General features: G+C 57.1%; 14 protein-coding genes. 6 read left to right on the forward strand and 8 right to left on the reverse strand.

The genetic code is table 11. The annotated features are described in order from the left end of the window. Nucleotides 1-76: 76 nt before the first annotated feature. A complete protein-coding gene (hrpA, locus tag V6944_RS21560) occupies nucleotides 77-3,979 on the reverse strand; it encodes an ATP-dependent RNA helicase HrpA (RefSeq protein WP_333500462.1) in 3,903 nt (1,300 codons plus the stop codon). Nucleotides 3,980-4,178: 199 nt separating this feature from the next. On the opposite strand from hrpA, the gene azoR reads away from it, so the two are divergent. Then, the gene (azoR, locus tag V6944_RS21565; RefSeq protein WP_035893172.1) at nucleotides 4,179-4,781 is read left to right on the forward strand and encodes an FMN-dependent NADH-azoreductase; all 603 of its coding nucleotides are present in this window, start codon (nucleotides 4,179-4,181) and stop codon (nucleotides 4,779-4,781) included. Between the two features lie 121 nt (nucleotides 4,782-4,902). On the opposite strand, the gene V6944_RS21570 is transcribed toward azoR, so the two are convergent. Both V6944_RS21570 and V6944_RS21575 read right to left on the reverse strand, forming a co-directional pair. After that, complete coding sequence (locus V6944_RS21570) at nucleotides 4,903-5,310, reverse strand: GFA family protein (RefSeq protein ID WP_442910763.1); 408 nt, start codon at nucleotides 5,308-5,310, stop codon at nucleotides 4,903-4,905. A gap of 11 nt (nucleotides 5,311-5,321) precedes the next feature. Beyond that, nucleotides 5,322-6,188 carry an aldo/keto reductase family oxidoreductase gene (locus tag V6944_RS21575; protein ID WP_333500464.1) on the reverse strand — a complete coding sequence of 289 codons (867 nt, stop codon included), beginning with the start codon at nucleotides 6,186-6,188 and terminating at the stop codon, nucleotides 5,322-5,324. Nucleotides 6,189-6,431: 243 nt separating this feature from the next. Here V6944_RS21575 and V6944_RS21580 point away from each other — a divergent pair, with 243 nt between their 5' ends. Further along, nucleotides 6,432-7,439, forward strand: a complete 1,008-nt coding sequence (locus V6944_RS21580) for a zinc-binding alcohol dehydrogenase family protein (protein ID WP_333500465.1) — start codon at nucleotides 6,432-6,434, stop codon at nucleotides 7,437-7,439. 1 nt (nucleotide 7,440) lies between these two features. Next, nucleotides 7,441-7,728, forward strand: a complete 288-nt coding sequence (locus tag V6944_RS21585) for a putative quinol monooxygenase (RefSeq protein ID WP_333500466.1) — start codon at nucleotides 7,441-7,443, stop codon at nucleotides 7,726-7,728. A gap of 3 nt (nucleotides 7,729-7,731) precedes the next feature. On the opposite strand, the gene V6944_RS21590 is transcribed toward V6944_RS21585, so the two are convergent. Then, entirely contained in the window at nucleotides 7,732-8,634 is a 903-nt protein-coding gene (locus tag V6944_RS21590) for an alpha/beta hydrolase (protein WP_333500467.1), read from the reverse strand. A gap of 1,126 nt (nucleotides 8,635-9,760) precedes the next feature. On the opposite strand from V6944_RS21590, the gene V6944_RS21595 reads away from it, so the two are divergent. Genes V6944_RS21595 through V6944_RS21605 form a run of 3 tightly spaced genes read left to right on the forward strand, consistent with a single transcriptional unit; the run spans nucleotide 9,761 to nucleotide 12,568 of the window. Next, entirely contained in the window at nucleotides 9,761-10,828 is a 1,068-nt protein-coding gene (locus tag V6944_RS21595) for an ABC transporter substrate-binding protein (RefSeq protein ID WP_333500468.1), read from the forward strand. After that, nucleotides 10,815-11,822 carry a FecCD family ABC transporter permease gene (locus V6944_RS21600; RefSeq protein WP_333500469.1) on the forward strand — a complete coding sequence of 336 codons (1,008 nt, stop codon included), beginning with the start codon at nucleotides 10,815-10,817 and terminating at the stop codon, nucleotides 11,820-11,822. The genes V6944_RS21595 and V6944_RS21600 overlap by 14 nt, the downstream gene beginning before the upstream one ends. Continuing rightward, entirely contained in the window at nucleotides 11,819-12,568 is a 750-nt protein-coding gene (locus V6944_RS21605) for an ABC transporter ATP-binding protein (RefSeq protein ID WP_333500470.1), read from the forward strand. Before V6944_RS21600 ends, V6944_RS21605 begins: the two co-directional genes overlap by 4 nt. On the opposite strand, the gene V6944_RS21610 is transcribed toward V6944_RS21605, so the two are convergent. From V6944_RS21610 to V6944_RS21625, 4 genes are all read right to left on the reverse strand, one after another. After that, complete coding sequence (locus V6944_RS21610) at nucleotides 12,552-13,292, reverse strand: substrate-binding domain-containing protein (RefSeq protein ID WP_333500471.1); 741 nt, start codon at nucleotides 13,290-13,292, stop codon at nucleotides 12,552-12,554. The two genes, V6944_RS21605 and V6944_RS21610, sit on opposite strands and share 17 nt — an antisense overlap. Before the next feature lie 67 nt (nucleotides 13,293-13,359). Then, nucleotides 13,360-14,196 carry a shikimate dehydrogenase family protein gene (locus tag V6944_RS21615; RefSeq protein WP_333500472.1) on the reverse strand — a complete coding sequence of 279 codons (837 nt, stop codon included), beginning with the start codon at nucleotides 14,194-14,196 and terminating at the stop codon, nucleotides 13,360-13,362. After that, a complete protein-coding gene (locus tag V6944_RS21620; protein WP_333010339.1) occupies nucleotides 14,186-15,535 on the reverse strand; it encodes an MFS transporter in 1,350 nt (449 codons plus the stop codon). Before V6944_RS21620 ends, V6944_RS21615 begins: the two co-directional genes overlap by 11 nt. A 92-nt stretch (nucleotides 15,536-15,627) precedes the next feature. After that, complete coding sequence (locus V6944_RS21625; RefSeq protein ID WP_333500473.1) at nucleotides 15,628-17,478, reverse strand: bifunctional sugar phosphate isomerase/epimerase/4-hydroxyphenylpyruvate dioxygenase family protein; 1,851 nt, start codon at nucleotides 17,476-17,478, stop codon at nucleotides 15,628-15,630. Nucleotides 17,479-17,604 lie beyond the last annotated feature (126 nt).

The raw sequence follows: 17,604 nt of genomic DNA on the forward strand, positions 1-17,604 counted from the left end.
GACGTCCCGGGGTCGGCGTACGCCTCGCCCGGGCTACATCATTGTTGGAGCCCGGCGAGGCGCTGCGCCGCCGGGATCAGGCGACGATCTGTTCCATCGCTTGCAGGATACGTTTATCCGAGATCGGATACGGTGTCCCCAACTGCTGAGCGAAGAAGCTGACGCGCAGCTCTTCAATCATCCAGCGAATTTCCTTCACATCATCATCTTCACGACGCGACGGCGGCAGCTTATTCAGCCATTGCTGCCACGCCTGCTGAACGCTTTCCACTTTCAGCATCTGCGCGCGGTCGCGGTGTGGGTCGACGGCCATCTTCTCCAGACGTTTTTCAATCGCCTGCAGATAGCGCAGCGTATCGCCCAGACGACGGAAGCCGTTGCCGGTGACGAAGCCGCGGTAGACCAGGCCGTTCATCTGCGCCTTAATATCCGACAGCCCCAGCGCCATGCTCATGTCCACGCGTCCTTTCAATCGCTTATTGACGTTGAACACCGCGGTGAGGATTTGCTCAACCTGTTTGGCAATCTCGACCACCGTCTCATTAAGCTCGGCACGTACCTTTTCGTGCAGCGCGGCAAAGCCCGCTTCGCTCCACACCGGCCCACCCGCTTCGTCAATCAGCTTGTCCACGCCGCAGGAGATGCAGTCATCAATCAAGTCCAGCACCTTGCCGTACGGGTTAAAGTAAAGCCCGAGCTTCGCTTTGTTCGGCAGCTTTTCGTGCAGATACTTGATCGGCGACGGGATGTTCAGCAACAGCAAACGACGCAAGCCGCGCCACATCGCCTGCTGCTGTTCCAGTTGGTTATCAAACAGCTTGATGGCTACGCTGTCACGTTCATCCACCAGCGCCGGCCAGGCTTTGACCTTATAGTTGCCGCGTTTCTGTTCGTAACGGTCCGGCAGGTCACCAAAGCTCCAGATATGTAGGCCATTTTGCTCGATACCGTCGTCGGCGACCGACGACAGCGTCTCCTGCACTTTGCCCTTCAGCATATCTTTCAGCGCCTGCAACGAACGCCCTTCCTGCAGCTTCTTGTTTTTATCGTCCACCACGCGGAAGCTGATTTTCAGGTGATCGGGCACCTGATCCCACTGCCAGGCTTCGCGGTCGACGGTCACGCCGGTCATCCGGCGTAGTTCGCGCTCTAGCGAATCCAGCAGCGGCAGTTCCAGTGGCGTCACACGGCCTAAGAAGGCCTCAGCGTAGTTCGGCGCAGGCACAAAGTTACGACGTACCGGCTTCGGCAGCGATTTAATCAGCGCGATAATCAGCTCACGGCGCAGCCCCGGGATCTGCCACTCAAACCCGGCCTCTTCAACCTGGTTTAACAGCGGCAGCGGAATATGCACCGTCACCCCGTCGGCGTCAGTCCCCGGCTCAAACTGATAGGTCAGACGCAGCTTCAGGTTGCCCTGATGCCAGAAGTTCGGGTAGTCCAGCTTGCTGACCTGCTCCGCCCCTTCTTTGATCAGCATACTCTTTTCGAAGTTGAGCAGATCCGGGGTTTCACGGCTGGCTTGCTTCCACCACTTATCAAAGTGGCGCGCGGAGATCACCTCGTGGCTGATACGCTGGTCATAGAACTCAAACATCGTCTCGTCATCCACCAGGATGTCGCGGCGACGCGATTTGTTTTCCAGCTCTTCAATTTCAGCACGCAGCTTCAGGTTGTCGCGGAAGAAGGCGTGACGAGTCTGCCAGTCGCCCTCCACCAGCGCGTGGCGGATAAACAGCTCACGGCACAGCGCCGGGTCAATCTGGCTGTAGTTAACCTTACGCGCCGCCACAATCGGTAGGCCGTAGACGGTCACTTTTTCGGTCGCCATCACCGCGCCCTGCGCCCGTTCCCAGTGCGGTTCACTGTAAGAACGTTTGATCAGATGCTGCGCCACCGGCTCCACCCATTCCGGGTCGATGCGCGCGGCAATACGCCCCCACAGGCGGCTGGTTTCCACCAGTTCAGCGACCATCGTCCATTTCGGCGGCTTTTTGAATAAGCCAGAACCTGGGAAGATGGAGAAACGCGCGTTACGCGCGCCGGTAAACTCCTGCTTATCGGTATCTTTCATACCAATGTGCGACAGCAGACCGGTCAGCAGCGAAATATGAATCTCACGGTACTCTGCCGGTTCACTGTTGACCGGAATGCCGAGCTCTTTCACCACCTGACGCAGCTGGGTGTAGATGTCCTGCCACTCGCGCACGCGCAGGTAGTTGAGGAAATCGAGCTTACACTGGCGGCGGAACTGGTTCGACGACAGCGCTTTTTGCTGCTCGCCGAGGTAGTTCCACAGGTTCACAAAGGCCATGAAATCTGACTCTTTGTCGTGGAAACGACGATGTTTTTCATCGGACGCCTGCTGTTTGTCCATTGGACGTTCGCGCGGGTCCTGAATAGAGAGCGCCGAGGTGATGATCATCGCTTCGCGCACGCAGCCGTGCTTCTGCGCTTCCAGCACCATACGCGCCAGTCGCGGGTCAACCGGCAATTGGCTGAGCTGACGGCCCTGCGGCGTCAGCTTGTAGGCAGTGGCCTGTTCATCCGTGGTGATGGCGCCAAGTTCTTCGAGCAGGCGTACACCGTCCTGAATGTTGCGTTTATCCGGCGCTTCCACGAACGGGAACGCGGCGATATCGCCAAGCCCCAGCGCGGTCATCTGCAGAATAACGGACGCCAGGTTGGTACGCAGAATTTCCGGGTCGGTAAACTCCGGGCGTGACAGGAAATCGTCTTCCGAATACAGGCGGATACAGATACCTTCCGACACACGGCCGCAGCGGCCTTTACGCTGGTTTGCGGAGGCCTGAGAAACCGGTTCGATCGGCAGACGCTGCACTTTGGTGCGATAACTATAGCGGCTGATTCGCGCCGTACCGGGGTCAATCACATACTTGATGCCCGGCACCGTCAGCGAGGTTTCCGCCACGTTGGTGGCCAGCACGATGCGGCGGCCGCTGTGCGACTGGAAGACGCGGTTCTGTTCGCTGTTTGATAAGCGGGCGTAGAGCGGCAGGATCTCGGTATGGCGCAGGTCGCGTTTGCTCAGCGCATCGGCAGTATCGCGAATTTCTCGCTCGCCGCTCATAAAGATTAAGATATCACCCGGCCCTTCCTGCCCCAGTTCATCGACGGCGTCGAAAATCGCCTGTAGCTGGTCGCGCTCGGTGTCGTCCGCGTCTTCGACTATCGGACGATAGCGAACGTCTACCGGATAGGTGCGACCGGAGACTTCGATAATCGGCGCGTTATTAAAGTGACGCGAGAAGCGTTCCGGGTCGATGGTCGCCGAGGTGATGATCACCTTGAGGTCGGGACGCCGTGGCAGTAACTCTTTCAGGTAACCGAGGAGGAAGTCGATGTTCAGGCTGCGTTCGTGCGCTTCATCGATGATGATGGTGTCGTACTGCATCAGCAGGCGGTCCTGCTGGATTTCGGCCAGCAGAATACCGTCGGTCATCAGCTTGACCATGGTGTTATCGCTGACGTGATCGCTAAAGCGAACCTTGTAGCCAATGCAACCGCCCGGCTCGGTTTTCAACTCTTCGGCAATACGGTTGGCGACGGTGCGCGCCGCCAGACGACGCGGCTGGGTATGGCCAATCAGCCCCTTGATCCCGCGCCCCAGTTCCATACAAATTTTCGGCAACTGGGTAGTTTTACCCGAGCCGGTCTCCCCGGCAACAATCACCACCTGGTGGTCGCGCACGGCGTTGAGAATGTCTTGTTTCTTCTGGCTAACCGGCAGGTTTTCCGGGTACTCAATCACCGGACGCGCCGCTTCACGTAGCACAACCTTACCGGCAGCCTGTTCAATTTCCTGCGCCATCTCCTGGTAAATGGCCTGTTGTGCTTCAGGATTTTTAACCTTCTTAACTCCGTGGAGTCGGCGGGCAAAGCGCTGTTTATCCCGCAGCGTCAGCGCATCAAGGCGCTGGCTGAGCATCGCAAAGGTGATTTTTTGTTGTTCTGTCATAGTCTTATTGGGCAGCGCACTGCCGGGAAAAGCTCTCATAAAGAATCGTCATAGCATACCACACTTGTGCATTTCGAGCCTTGTTCAAAAAAACTGAACATAGACTTCGATATATTGCGCTATCTCTGTGGCAGGATTGTGAATAAAGTGACATCAAGCAACAGGGCATCGCCCGTCAATCAAATATAAGGAATTACCTATGAGCAAAGTATTAGTTCTGAAATCCAGCATCCTGGCAGGCTACTCTCAATCAGGTCAGCTGTCCGACTATTTTGTTGAACAGTGGCGCGAAAAGCACTCCGCTGACGAAATCACCGTCCGTGACCTGGCTGCCAATCCAATTCCGGTGCTGGATGGCGAACTGGTCGGCGCGCTGCGCCCAAGCGACTCCCCACTGACCCCACGTCAGCAGGAAGCGCTGAAGCTCTCTGACGAACTGATTGCTGAACTGCAGGCTCACGACGTGATTGTTATCGCCGCGCCGATGTATAACTTCAACATCCCTACGCAGCTGAAAAACTACTTCGACCTGATTGCCCGTGCTGGCGTCACCTTCCGTTACACCGAGAAAGGTCCAGAAGGTCTGGTTACCGGTAAACGTGCTATCGTACTGAGCAGCCGTGGCGGCATCCATAAAGATAGCCCAACTGACCTGATCACCCCATACCTGAACGTGTTCCTGGGCTTCATCGGGATCACCGACGTGAACGTGGTCTTCGCAGAAGGTATCGCTTACGGCCCAGAAGTGGCAACCAAAGCGACCTCTGATGCAAAAGCCGCGATCGACAGCCTGGTAGCATAATCGCCCTCAGCAATACAAAAACCCTGCTCACTAGCAGGGTTTTATTTTTTGTAGCCCGGCCAAGCAAAGCGCCGCCGGGACCGGCTCCGAGCCCCGGAGTCGGCGTGCCGCCTCGTCCGGGCTACTTTTTGTCGAAGCGCAAATATCCCGCGATACCACCGCCGCCATCTTTTGGATGGTGAACACCGTCATGCACTTCCACACAGGCAAAATCAAACGGTGACACGCCCTCAAGACAAGCGACGTTAATCCCATATTGCTGGGGGTTCGAGCGCCGCTGATGGAAGGTGTAAATCCCGCACACCGAACAGAAAAAATGGACGGCCTCGCCGGTATTAAAGCGGTACTCCGTCAATTTATCCTGCCCGCGCAGAATTTCGATGCCGGACAATGGCGCGGAAACCGCAACTGCACCGCGCATCCGGCAGTAAGAGCAGTTGCAGCGGCGAGCCGTGTTCAGGCCATCACTCAGCGCTACGGTGAAAGCCACCGCGCCGCAGTGACATTGGGCAGAGTATTTGCCTGTCATCAAACCTCCCGTTATGCGCGAGCCGCGATGCCGTCGAGCGTCACCAGCGCGTCTTCTGGTAAGGTCAACTGACCCGCCGCCATGTTTTCCTGCAGATGCGTCACCGATGACGTGCCCGGGATCAGCAGAATATTTGGCGAACGATGCAGCAGCCAGGCCAACGCCACCTGCATCGGGGTTGCATTTAGCGAGCTCGCGACCTCGTTCAGGGCGGAAGATTGCAGCGGCGAGAATCCGCCCAGCGGGAAATACGGCACGAAGGCAATACCATCACGCGCCAGCGTATCGATCAGTTCATCATCGCGGCGATGCGCAATGTTGTACTCGTTCTGCACGCAGACGATATTAACGAGTTTGCGCGCTTCCGCCACCTGCGTCGGCGTCACGTTACTCACCCCGATATGCTTGATAAGCCCCTGCTGCTGCAGTTCCGCCAGCACGCTGACGCTGGCCTCGATAGATCCTTCGCGCGGCGCATGACCGTCGCCGATCATCACGCGCATATTGACCACATCCAGCACATCGAGGCCGAGGTTGCGCAGATTGTCATGCACCGCCTGCTTTAACTCCTCGGCGGAAAATGCTGGCAGCCAGGCGCCCTGGTCATCACGACGCGCGCCAATTTTCGTCACAATCACCAGATCATCGACATAAGGATGCAGCGCTTCACGGATAATTTGATTGGTCACGTGCGGGCCGTAGAAGTCGCTGGTATCGATATGATTTACGCCAAGCGCCAACGCTTCGCGCAGTACTGAAATCGCGGCATGTCTGTCTTTCGGCGGACCAAATACCCCAGGACCTGCAAGCTGCATGGCGCCATAGCCAAGTCGATTAACAAACTGAGAACCAAGGGAAAACGTAGTGTAACGGGTCATAACGTCCTGCCTGTATCATCATGATGAATGTGACCGTCAGTATAGGAACGGTTTTTACGTTACCACTGTGCTTTTCATGCCATAAACACAAAAAAGTGACCATACCTGCGTAATTTTTCGCTGGCGGGCATGTATTCCTGGGATTTTCACGATTTGCGAATAACACTTATCGCCAGCGCACTATTTTTCCCATTACCGCATGCTTCTACTATTCGGTTATTCCCATTGATACCCGGAGAGACCATGAAAGCATTCGCCATTACCCGCGCTGCCAGCGAAGGCAGCAACATTCCTTTTCTCAGCGAGATTGAACTGCCGATTCCTGAGGCGACGGGCCACGATCTGCTGGTCGAAGTGAAAGCCATCTCCGTGAACCCGGTGGACACCAAGGTTCGCGCCGGATTCAGCAGCGACACGCCGCGCGTGCTGGGCTGGGATGGCGTAGGCGTCGTCAAAGCCGTGGGCCCGCAGGTGACACTCTTCGCCCCTGGCGATGAAGTCTGGTATGCCGGTGCCCTGGGACGCCCGGGCAGCAACAGCGAATTCCAATTGGTCGATGAACGTATTGTGGCATTGAAACCGCGCACGCTGGATAACGCCTCTGCCGCGGCGCTGCCGTTAACGGCGATTACCGCCTGGGAGTTGCTGTTTGATCGCCTTGGCGTTACCCGCGGGGGTAACAAAGGCGATACCCTGCTTATCGTCGGTGCGGCGGGCGGCGTAGGTTCCATCCTGACGCAACTGGCAAGCAAGCTCACCAGAATGACCGTGATCGGCACCGCTTCCCGCCCGGAAAGCCAGCAGTGGGTGCGTAACGCCGGTGCGCATCACGTGATCGACCACCGCCAGCCGCTGACTCAGGAACTGGCCCGCATAGGTATTCCAGCCGTAACGCATGTGGCCAGCCTTAACAATACCGACGAGCACTACCTTGAGCTGATTGCTGCCCTGGCGCCGCAGGGGAAACTGGCGTTAATTGACGATCCTGAGAGCCTCGATGCGCGCCCATTAAAGCTGAAAAGCATCTCGCTGCACTGGGAGTTTATGTTTACCCGCTCCATGTTTGAGACCCAGGACATCATTGCGCAGCATCAGTTGCTGACCGAGGTCGCCACACTTATCGATCAGAAAGTCATCACCACGACGCTTGGCGAACATTACGGTGCCATCACCGCGGAAAACCTGCGCAAAGCGCATACCCAGCTCGAAACCGGCCGGGCGGTGGGTAAAATTGTGCTGGAGGGATTTTAAAATGATTTCAATTATTGCGGTACTGAAGGCGAAAGTGGGAAAACGTGAGGCCCTAAGCGAGGCATTGAAAGCGCTGCTGGCCCCGACACGTCAGGAGCAGGGAAACCACGACTATGCGCTGTTTCAACTGCGCGATGAACCGGACACCTTTTATGTCCGCGAGTCCTGGGCTGACCAGGCCGCACTGGATACCCACGTGGCCCTGCCTCATTTTCAGACCTTTATCGGCCAGATGGACAGCCTGTTAGCCGAGCCGCTGCGTCTGGACTATCTTACGCCCATCGAGTAAACCTTACTCCTGCAACCATTTTTCGTAATGGGCAGGCCATTCGACGGTTTTCGTCCCTGGCCTGCCTAACGCGAAGCCATGCCCGCCGGTCGGGTAACGGTACATTGTTACCGGCACCTGCTCGCGCAGACAGGTGGCCTGCATAATAAGCGTGTTATGCGGATCGGACACCGGATCGTCCTCAGCCTGTACCAGAAACATCGGCGGCGTGCGCGGCGTAACGTATTGTTGCACCGACCACGCGGCCTCTTCGCTTTCTGTCGCCGATTTTCCCACCAGTATCTTATGCGTTGCGGTATGGGTATAGGGTTTCTCAAGCGTAATAATAGGGTAAATCAACGCTGCACGGCTCATGCTCGCTGGCCGTTCATCCAGCGCATCCTGCGCCGGGTAGCTATGATAATCCGGCCGTGTCGCGGCCATCCCCAGCAGATGCCCTCCGGCGGAAAAACCTAGCGCGTTCACCTGCTTTTCCCGTTGCGCCACCATCCGCAGCGCCCGCTGTGCGTCCTGCAGCGCCACCAGATTGCCATCGTTCCAGCCTTCTCCCGGCAGCCGATAGCTCAACAGGTACGCGGTATAGCCTCGGGCAACCAGCCAGAGGGCCGCAGGCCAGCCTTCCATCGCCATCTCAATTCGCTGATAGCCTCCTCCGGCGGCAATCAATACGCCGTGTCCGTTAGGTACGCTCGGCCTCAGCACCGTGAGCGATGGTGTGACTATCTGGTTTTGCGCCCCTTTTTGGCTTATCCGCATCGGCCCCATTGGCCCGCCACCACCGGGCGGCGTAGCGGGCCAGAGCGGTATCGTCTGTTGCTGCCATAACGCAGAAAAAGCCGATGGAAAACCGTATCGGGCTGAAAATAGCGTAGCGGTAACACCCAACAAAAAATGGCGACGATGCATAAGTGCGACTCAGTAAATACGGAATCTACAGTTAAGCAGAAAAGAAAGGATGAAGAATGGAGGATTTATGACCAATGATTACGGGGATATCCCGCCTTGAACGGGCTAAATTCTGAAAAACGAATAACTGGATAAAAATACAGCCATTTTGATTGCTAGCGCCTAAGTGCCTGCTATAGGATCTCAGCCATCCCGAGCATTCGGGGGAGGCGCAATGTTGCGGGGACTTCATCCCCGGCGGCACCTGTTGCTGGAAAGAGAAAACCCCCGCACGTTGTTTGGTATAACCTGGCAACGTAACGAGGGCCATTCTTGAACCTCAACGACTCAAGGATAGCCGCGTACGGTTGCCATTGCAACACAGGCGGTTATATGACGTTCAGGGAAGCGTTAGTGATTGCGGTTGTGACATCAGTGATTGGGCCTATCGTGGTCACGCTGATTTGTCACTTCTTCAACCTCTAACCTGACAGGAGCGTGATGCCTCATCGCAATGACGGCATGCGCCCGAACCAGGCCGCGGAGGCAACCCTGCGGCCTTTTTCGTTTTGATCGGGCTAAATTCTGAAAAGCGGATAGCTGGATAAAAACACAGCCATTTTGATTGCTAGCGCTTGAACGCCTGCTATAGGATCTCTGCAATCCCGAGCATTCGGGGGAGGCGCAATGTTGCGGGGGCTTCATCCCCGGCGGCACCTGTTGCTGGAAAGAGAAAACCCCCGCACGTTGTTTGGTAAAACCTGGCAACGTAACGAGGGCTATACTTGATCCTAAGCAGCTCAAGGATAGCCGCGTACGGTTGCCATTGCAACACAGGCGGTTATATGACGTTCAGGGAAGCGTTAGTGATTGCGGTTGTGACATCAGTGATTGGGCCTATCGTGGTCACGCTGGTTTGTCACTTCTTCAACATCTAACCTGACAGGAGCGTGATGTCTCGTCGCAATGACGGCATGCGCCCGAACCGGGTCACTGGGGTAAAACCTGGTGGCCTTTTTCGTTAAGGATTTGTTATGCGGATCATTGGCCGCAGATATTTAGGGGTAATATTCTCGGATGGTTTGCATTTCCCTACGTTATATAATCAAATACACATCGTTTATTTCCCCTCCTTACTGAGTGACCCATGTCGAGATTACAACGTTTACTCCTTGGCCTGACGCTGGCATGCGCTAGCCTGGTGGCCGCCACGCCTGCGCTGGCCGATCGCACCGTTACCGATCAGCTTGGTCGTCAGGTGACCCTTCCCGATACCGTTAACCGCGTGGTGGTTCTCCAGCACCAGACGCTAAACCTGTTAGTCCAGCTCAACGCCTCTGACGATATCGTCGGCGTCCTGAGCAGCTGGAAAAAGCAGCTCGGTCCTGAATTTGCGCGCTTTATGCCCGGCATTGAGAAATTACCCATGCCCGGCGACCTGACGCAGGTCAATATCGAAAGCCTGCTGGCGCTGCATCCGCAGGTGGTATTTATCGCCAACTACGCGCCAGAAGCGATGATTCAGCAGATCACTAACGCGGGTATCCCGGTTGTGGCCATTTCTCTGCGCGAAGATGCTGCTGGTGAGAAGAACAAGATGAACCCAACGATGGCGGACGAAGAGCACGCCTACAACGAAGGGCTCAAACAGGGTATTCGCCTGATTGGTGAAGTGGTCAACCGCAAAGCGGAAGCCAACCAGCTTATCGACTACACCTTCAACGCGCGCGCGAAATTCAACGCCCCGGTCGCCAATATCCCGCAGGCAGAGAAAGTGCGCGTCTATATGGCAAACCCGGACCTGAACACCTACGGCTCCGGTAAATACACCGGCCTGATGATGCAACATGCAGGCGCGATGAACGTGGCGGCAGCAACGGTCAAAGGCGCGCGTCAGGTTTCGCTTGAGCAGGTATTGCAGTGGAACCCGCAGGTGATTTTCGTCCAGGATCGTTACCCTGAAGTGGTGAAACAAATCACTGCCGATCCGCAGTGGCAAGGCATTGATGCAGTCAAAAACCATCGCGTCTGGTTAATGCCGGAATATGCCAAAGCGTGGGGCTACCCAATGCCTGAAGCGCTGGCGATTGGCGAGCTGTGGATGGCGAAAAAGCTTTATCCGGAACGCTATAAGAACGTCGATGTCGATGCACAGGCGCAGGATTACTACCATCGTTTCTACCGCACCGACTGGCAGGCTAATGCACATCAGTAGTCATCCGAAAACGGTACAGGGTGGGCTAATGTTGCTCACCTTGGTGGTTGCCGTGGTCTCACTTTGTTTTGGGCAGTATGGTCTGTCAATTGGTGATGTGCTGAACCAGCTTATGCATCCGCACAGCAATGCCGATATTGCCCACCAGATTGTCTGGTCCGTACGTCTTCCTCGCATTCTGATGGCTCTGCTGGCTGGCGGTGCGCTGGGGTTATGTGGCGCAACATTACAGGGGGTGTTCCAGAACCCGCTGGTCGACCCGCATATTATCGGCGTGACCTCCGGTTCCGCCTTCGGCGGCACGCTGGCGATTCTGCTGGGCTTCAGCATGCCAATGATGATGGGCTCTACCTTCTTCTTCGGCCTACTGGCGTTGACGCTGGTCTATCTACTGGCCGCGCTTCAGGGAAGAGAGAGCACGCTGGTGCTGATTCTCGCCGGGATTATTCTCAGCGGTTTCTTTGCCGCGCTGGTGAGCCTGATGCAGTACATGGCCGATACCGAAGAGGTGCTGCCTAATATTGTGTTCTGGCTGCTGGGCAGTTTTGCCACCGCCAACTGGACTAAAGTGCTGCTGCTGTCGATCCCCGTCGCCGTGGCGGCGCTGGTGCTCTACAAACTGCGCTGGCGTATCAATTTACTGTCGCTGGATGATAAAGATGCCCGTGCCCTTGGCGTGCGCGTCACTGCGCTACGCCGGGGTGTGCTGCTGTGCTGCGCGCTGCTGGTGGCGGCACAGGTGGCGGTCAGCGGCAGCATCGCCTGGGTGGGGCTGGTGATCCCGCATCTGGCGCGGATGCTCTCCGGCGCCGATCATCGCCGCCTGCTGCCCTGCGCTTTCTGGATGGGGGCAAGCTTTATGATTCTGGTAGATGACCTCGCCCGTACGCTGACCGCCGCCGAAATCCCGATTGGGATCATCACCGCGCTGGTGGGCGCCCCACTCTTCACCGTTATGCTGGTACGCGCAAGCCGAAAAGGAATGCTCAAATGACCCCAACGCTTTCCCTTTCCCGGCTTGAGTATGGCCATAAAACGCCGCTGTTTGCGCCGCTCAGCCTGCACTGTCAACCGGGTGAAGTCTGGGCCATTCTCGGCGCAAACGGACGCGGAAAAAGCACTCTGCTAGACACCATCACCGGCGTGCTGCCAACCATTGCGGGTGATATTACGGTGACCGGCGGCGTAGGCATTGTGCCGCAGTCGTTCCGTCCGGCCTTTGCCTGGCGAGTACGGGAAGTGGTGTTGATGGGACGCGCGCGGCACATCGCCCTCTTCTCGCAGCCACAGGAAGAGGATGAACAACAGGTGATGGCCGCGCTGGCGCTGCTAAATATCACCACGCTTGCCGATGCGCTGTTCAGCAACCTGTCTGGCGGCCAACAGCAATTGGTGATGATTGCTCGTGCGCTAGTCAGCGCCAGCCAGAACATTCTGTTGGATGAACCCTGCTCGGCGCTCGATTTGGGAAATCAACAAACGGTGCTACAGCTGATTAGCGATCTGGCCCACGCGCAGTCGCGTACGGTGATGTTCACCACCCACGACCCCACGCACGCGCTGCAGGTCGCCAGCCATACGCTGCTGCTGTTGCCTAACCGTCATTGGCTGGCGGGGCCTACAGACGAGGTTGTGCAGGAACAGAACCTGCAGCAGGCGTACGGCGTCAAAGTCCGCAAGCTACAGCTTGAGGATTATCCTGCCGCCGTGGTCACGCCGCTGTTTACTCTGCGTCGCTAGCCAACATAAAGCCCGCATCGCGCAGGCAGCGCTGCCCTTCGTCCGCGAGGATAAACCGGTAGAACTGCTGCGCAGCGGCGCTATCGTCCAGCATGGCCATATAGTAATCGCAGCGAATATTCCACTCCGTCGGGATAACCACGCTGCGCACATCCTGCTCGCCTTGCAGCGCCGTTGCGTAGTGCGCGTAGCCGATAAACAGATCGGCTACCCCTTCTCGAATCAGCCAACTGCTCGCCATTTCACCCGCGGGAACCGTCAGTGACTCGCGCCCACCGACTAGCGGCATTGCCCGCCGTTTAAGCGATTCGCCGAGCCCAGGAAAGCCCGCTTCAAGCTGTGCAAACAGCTGCCAGGTGTAATCCCCCGAGGGATCGCAAAGCGGCGTTGACGTCCCGAGACGCAGCGACGGGTCGCTCAACAGTTCGAACCAGCTTTTATCCACCGTTTGCGGGGTATTCCTGACCGTCAGAATCAGCGTATTGCGCGCAAATAGCTGCAGGCCGTGCGCCCGACCGCTATTGCAGAGCGTTTGCGGGTGCAGTCGGTTAGCAGAAGCGAAAAGCGAACACGGCGCGCCGCCCTCGATGCGCTCACGCAGCAGCCCGGCGGGCCCGAAGACAAGTTCAACGGGTATTCCGGTTTTAGCGGTAAAAAGAGACTGAAGCGGAATAAAAGCGTGGCGGAGGCTGCCCGCCGCCAGCAGAGTGAGTGTGGAGTTCATAGTAGGTACGCAAAAGCCTGGACATAAGCGTTATGTTACCCAGGCTATTACGCCGCTGACCAGCGCTTTAGTAACGAATGTCCGCCAGCGCCTGCAGCTGTTCCGGGGTTGCAACCGGTAAATGGAAGAAATCCAGATAGGCCGGGATCATCTCAAACAGCATGTCAGTACCGCGCTGCACCGGGCAACCGCGTTCCAGCGCGGCTTGTAAAAATGGCGTGTACTCCTGCTTCATCACCACTTCACCGATAAACGTGTCAGGAGCCACCCGCGACATCTCGACCGGCAGTGGGTCGCCGGGCGACATACCGAGCGGCGTCGCGTTCACCACCAGGTCGTGCCCCGCCGGGTCGCAAGACATCACAGTTAACCGCAGCTGCGGATAGTGCGCCTGCAACCGCGCCGCAAGCGCATTCGCCGTGCTTTCACGAGCGTCAAACAGCGTTAACGCGCTGACGCCTGCGGCAGCAAGCGAGGCGGCAATCGCCGACCCCACGCCGCCGCAGCCGGTAACCAGCGCGCGCGCACCAATAGTGCGAAAACCTTTGCGCTGTATCCCGCGGACAAAACCATCGCCGTCAAACATATCGCCGGTGAGCGTGCCATCTGCCTCCCGGCGAATCGCATTACACGCCCCGGCAATTTGCGCGGTTGGGCTCATCCGGGTCACCAGTTCACAGGTGGCGACTTTATGCGGCATAGTCACCAACGCGCCGGCAATATTGGTCAGAGTGAAGATTGACGGAATCAGCGCCGTATAATCTTCCGGCTTCACGCCCATCGGTACCACTTTGACATCAACCCCCTGGTTTTCAAACCAGGGGTTGTAGATCATCGGTGCTTTGAAACTTTCGGTCGGGTACCCCAAATGAGCAATTAACCGCGTATGCCCACTAATTTGCATGAGTGCCCTCCTGCTCCGGCAGATCCAGCTCAATGCGCTTCACATCGCCGAGGATAAACAGATAGGCCACCACGCCGAGCAGCGCCGCACCGCCGATATAGAACAGTGCATAGAAGAAGTTACCGAACGCGGCAACGATAAAGCCAATCACCAGAGGTGTGAGGATCCCCGCCAGGTTGGCGCAGAAGTTGAACAGCCCGCCGGTCAAGCCACCCAGGCCTTTTGGCGCCATATCGGAAATTAAGGTCCAGCCAAGGCCGACCATTCCCTGACCAAAGAAGGCGAAGGACATCACCATAATGACCGCTGTATCGCTGGTGAGCCAGTTGGCGCTGATAATACAACTCGCCATCAGCAGCCCGGCGATAATCGGCAGCTTACGCCCCAGGTTGGCGCTACCGGTCGCTTTCAGCAATTTATCCGATACCCAGCCGCCGAACATCACGCCGCCCGCTGCTGCCAGGAACGGCATAATGGCGAAGAAGCCGACTTTTATCCACGGCATATGGCGTTCGGTCGCCAGGTAGGTTGGGAACCAGGTGAGGAAAAAGACCAGCACGGTGTTACCCGCAAACTGACCGATACTGGCACCGACAATCTGGCGTTTGCGCAACAACTGGCGCACCAACGGCCAGCTAAAGGCTTTGCGCTGCTCGGCCCCGGTCGTCATACCGCCGCCTGCGCTGATGTAGTCGCGTTCCTGCTCGCTCAGACGCACATCTTCATGCGGTTCACGGTAATGGCGCCACCAGACCAGCGCGAACAGAATACCCACCACACCGACGGTGATAAACAGCGTGCGCCAACCGAAACCGTCCATAATCCAGAACAGCAGCGGCGCGAAGCAGGCTAAGCCCAGATATTCCCCGACGGTGTAAACCGCCGTTGCTTTGGCTCGCTCGTGCTGAGGAAACCAGGCACTAACCACCCGGCTGTTCACCGGGAAGCACGGCGCTTCGCTGATGCCGAGGCCAAAACGGCACAGCAGCAACGATTTCAGCCCCACGGCAAACCCGTGGAACAGCGTGAACAGCGACCAGAATCCCAGCGCCAGAAAGTAGGTCACTTTGTTGCCAAAGCGGTCAAGGAACATACCGCCGGGGATCTGCGCCAGCGCATAGGTCCAGGCGAAGGCGGAGAAGACAATCCCCATCACCGCCGCGCCGATACCCAGTTCCTGGGTGAGCTGCGGTGCGGCAATGCCGAGCACGGTACGGTCGAGATAGTTAATCATTGTCCCGACGGCCAGCAGCGCCAAAATACCGATGCGCCGCCGGGTACGGGGGACCGCGTTAACCGCCTCAGCGGTAGCCACGCGATTATGGCCGAGTGAATTCATAGTAGTTACCTGTCGTTGTCGAGTGCAGATGCGTGTTTATTGTTATGGTCTGTCCTGTGAAGTTAGCGTACCGGGTGGTTCATTCCAGCGCGCTAACGGTACTGCATAGCCGAGAGTCGAACGGCGGCATTCACCGCACCATACTGCGTGTATCCGTTGCGTCTTTCGGTTAATTCAAAGAAGAAGCGTCCTTCGCTGAAGGGCCAGGTGTAACGGTGCAAGAACTCACCACCAGCGACATCACGGTCATAAAGTATTTGCTGACGCTGCATAAGAGCAACCTGCTCCGGGCCACCAAAACGCGCCAGCAAATCGTCATAGTAGTTTGCCGGTACCGGTAAGGAGAGCGAGTCCGCCAGCGGCTGCTTATCCAGTAATCCCAGCAGATCCTGGCAGGCAAACGCCGCATGCTGGAGCCCAGCCCCCTGATAACAGGCAACGGAACGCGCAATCTGCGTGGCACGGCTTTGTGAAATATTCAGCGCCAGCCGAATGTTGCCCTGCGGGCTTTGTACCGCCAGGCTGCGCACCAGGCCGTACGGGTCGGGCATCGTCTGTTCATGTTCAAGCGTAAAGCCGAGTACGGCACGACAGAACATCACCCAGTTATCACGGCTGTCGGCCTCCATCCCTAGTGCCAGATGATCAATGCCCAGCAGCGCCCCGCCGTTTGCCGTCGCGGTGAGGTTGAAATCCTGGCTATAGATATCCTGATTGCCCTCCACCAGATAGATGAGGCTGCCGTCGGGTGCGCAAACCGCTGGGATCGCACTCTCATTCGGCCCCACCTCACCCTGCCAGGTGGCGTAGCCATAGGCTTTTGCCCGCGCCACAATCGGCGCGCTTGCGCTAACCCGCAGCGCCATTGCGCACAGCGATACACCGTGACGCTGGTAAAAGTGATCGGCCCAGCTGTGCGGCTGATAGTTAATAATCACCCGCGCACCGCCGTTGCTCCAGAGCGCTACCTGCTTTGAACGGTGGGTACCAGCCAGCGTAAACCCCATCCCACTGAGCATGGCACTCAGCTTTTTGGCCTCTGCAGGGCTGGCGGCAAATTCAATAAACTCGGTGCCCTGGTAAGTGGGTAAATTCGCGGTCTGGAACAGACAGGCGTCGGTGTGATCCAACGCGTGGCGCGTCTGCTCTTCCAGCCACAGCAGTGAGCGATAGCCATCTTTGGCCGTGGCGCCGTTCGGTGAGGCGCGGAAACCGTCGTTAAAAATCTCCAGCGACCACGGGCCGCGATAGCCTACACGCGTGAGTTCCCGCGTAAACTCCACCAGCGGCAGTTCACCCTGACCAGGGAAACAGCGGAAATGACGACTCCATTCGAGTACGTCCATTTTCATCAACGGCGCATCGGCCAGTTGCAGGAAGGTAATTTTATCGACCGGGACTTCGTGCAGGCGGCTGAGATCGTCACCGAGCGACAGAATGTGGAAGCTGTCGAGCACAATACCCAGCGCCGGGCTATCTACTGCCTTCACTCTTTCCCACGCCTGGTACCAACGGTTGACGTGCGTTCCCCAGGCTAACGCTTCATAGCCAATGCGGATATTTTCCTGCTCGGCGAGCGTCGCCAGCGCGCGGAGATCGGCAATCTGGAGGTCAATATCGGCAGAACAATCTGCCTGAACGTTACTGCAAAGTAATAGCGTGTCGCAGCCCAGTTCGTGCATCAGCGCAAATTTACGCTTCGCCCGCTCAAGGTTGGCGGCAAACTGCGCGCGGGTGCCGCCTTCAAAATCGCGAAATGGCTGAAATAAGGTGATTTTTAGCCCCAGATCGTCGGCCATGCTACGGACATCTGCTGGCGTGCCGGTATAATAGAGCAAATCATTTTCGAAGATCTCAACGCCCTGATAGCCTGCTGCTGCAATTGCGCTCAGCTTTTCAGGCAGGGTTCCAGAAATAGACACGGTGGCAATAGAACGCAACATAGTTTCACCAGGTTCATGCAGTAACGGTGGGATGAATATGAATCATTTGGTTCGTTAGCGCCATATTTGGTTGCTAAATTGTGATCATTGTGTGTATTTTTTGTTCCCTTGGAAAAGTTAACAGGA

The organism is Kluyvera sp. CHPC 1.2972 (assembly GCF_036759925.1).
In the GTDB taxonomy this organism is placed as follows: domain Bacteria; phylum Pseudomonadota; class Gammaproteobacteria; order Enterobacterales; family Enterobacteriaceae; genus Kluyvera.

What these genes read in the sequence shown, in the direction of transcription:
- V6944_RS21590 (WP_333500467.1), bottom strand. Translation starts at nt 8,634, where the DNA reads ATGCATCGTCGCCATTTTTTGTTGGGTGTTACCGCTACGCTATTTTCA.
- V6944_RS21605 (WP_333500470.1), top strand. Translation starts at nt 11,819, where the DNA reads ATGACCCCAACGCTTTCCCTTTCCCGGCTTGAGTATGGCCATAAAACG.
- V6944_RS21595 (WP_333500468.1), top strand. Translation starts at nt 9,761, where the DNA reads ATGTCGAGATTACAACGTTTACTCCTTGGCCTGACGCTGGCATGCGCT.
- azoR (WP_035893172.1), top strand. Translation starts at nt 4,179, where the DNA reads ATGAGCAAAGTATTAGTTCTGAAATCCAGCATCCTGGCAGGCTACTCT.
- V6944_RS21580 (WP_333500465.1), top strand. Translation starts at nt 6,432, where the DNA reads ATGAAAGCATTCGCCATTACCCGCGCTGCCAGCGAAGGCAGCAACATT.
- V6944_RS21615 (WP_333500472.1), bottom strand. Translation starts at nt 14,196, where the DNA reads ATGCAAATTAGTGGGCATACGCGGTTAATTGCTCATTTGGGGTACCCG.
- V6944_RS21575 (WP_333500464.1), bottom strand. Translation starts at nt 6,188, where the DNA reads ATGACCCGTTACACTACGTTTTCCCTTGGTTCTCAGTTTGTTAATCGA.
- V6944_RS21625 (WP_333500473.1), bottom strand. Translation starts at nt 17,478, where the DNA reads ATGTTGCGTTCTATTGCCACCGTGTCTATTTCTGGAACCCTGCCTGAA.
- V6944_RS21585 (WP_333500466.1), top strand. Translation starts at nt 7,441, where the DNA reads ATGATTTCAATTATTGCGGTACTGAAGGCGAAAGTGGGAAAACGTGAG.
- V6944_RS21620 (WP_333010339.1), bottom strand. Translation starts at nt 15,535, where the DNA reads ATGAATTCACTCGGCCATAATCGCGTGGCTACCGCTGAGGCGGTTAAC.
- V6944_RS21610 (WP_333500471.1), bottom strand. Translation starts at nt 13,292, where the DNA reads ATGAACTCCACACTCACTCTGCTGGCGGCGGGCAGCCTCCGCCACGCT.
- V6944_RS21570 (WP_442910763.1), bottom strand. Translation starts at nt 5,310, where the DNA reads ATGACAGGCAAATACTCTGCCCAATGTCACTGCGGCGCGGTGGCTTTC.
- V6944_RS21600 (WP_333500469.1), top strand. Translation starts at nt 10,815, where the DNA reads ATGCACATCAGTAGTCATCCGAAAACGGTACAGGGTGGGCTAATGTTG.
- hrpA (WP_333500462.1), bottom strand. Translation starts at nt 3,979, where the DNA reads ATGACAGAACAACAAAAAATCACCTTTGCGATGCTCAGCCAGCGCCTT.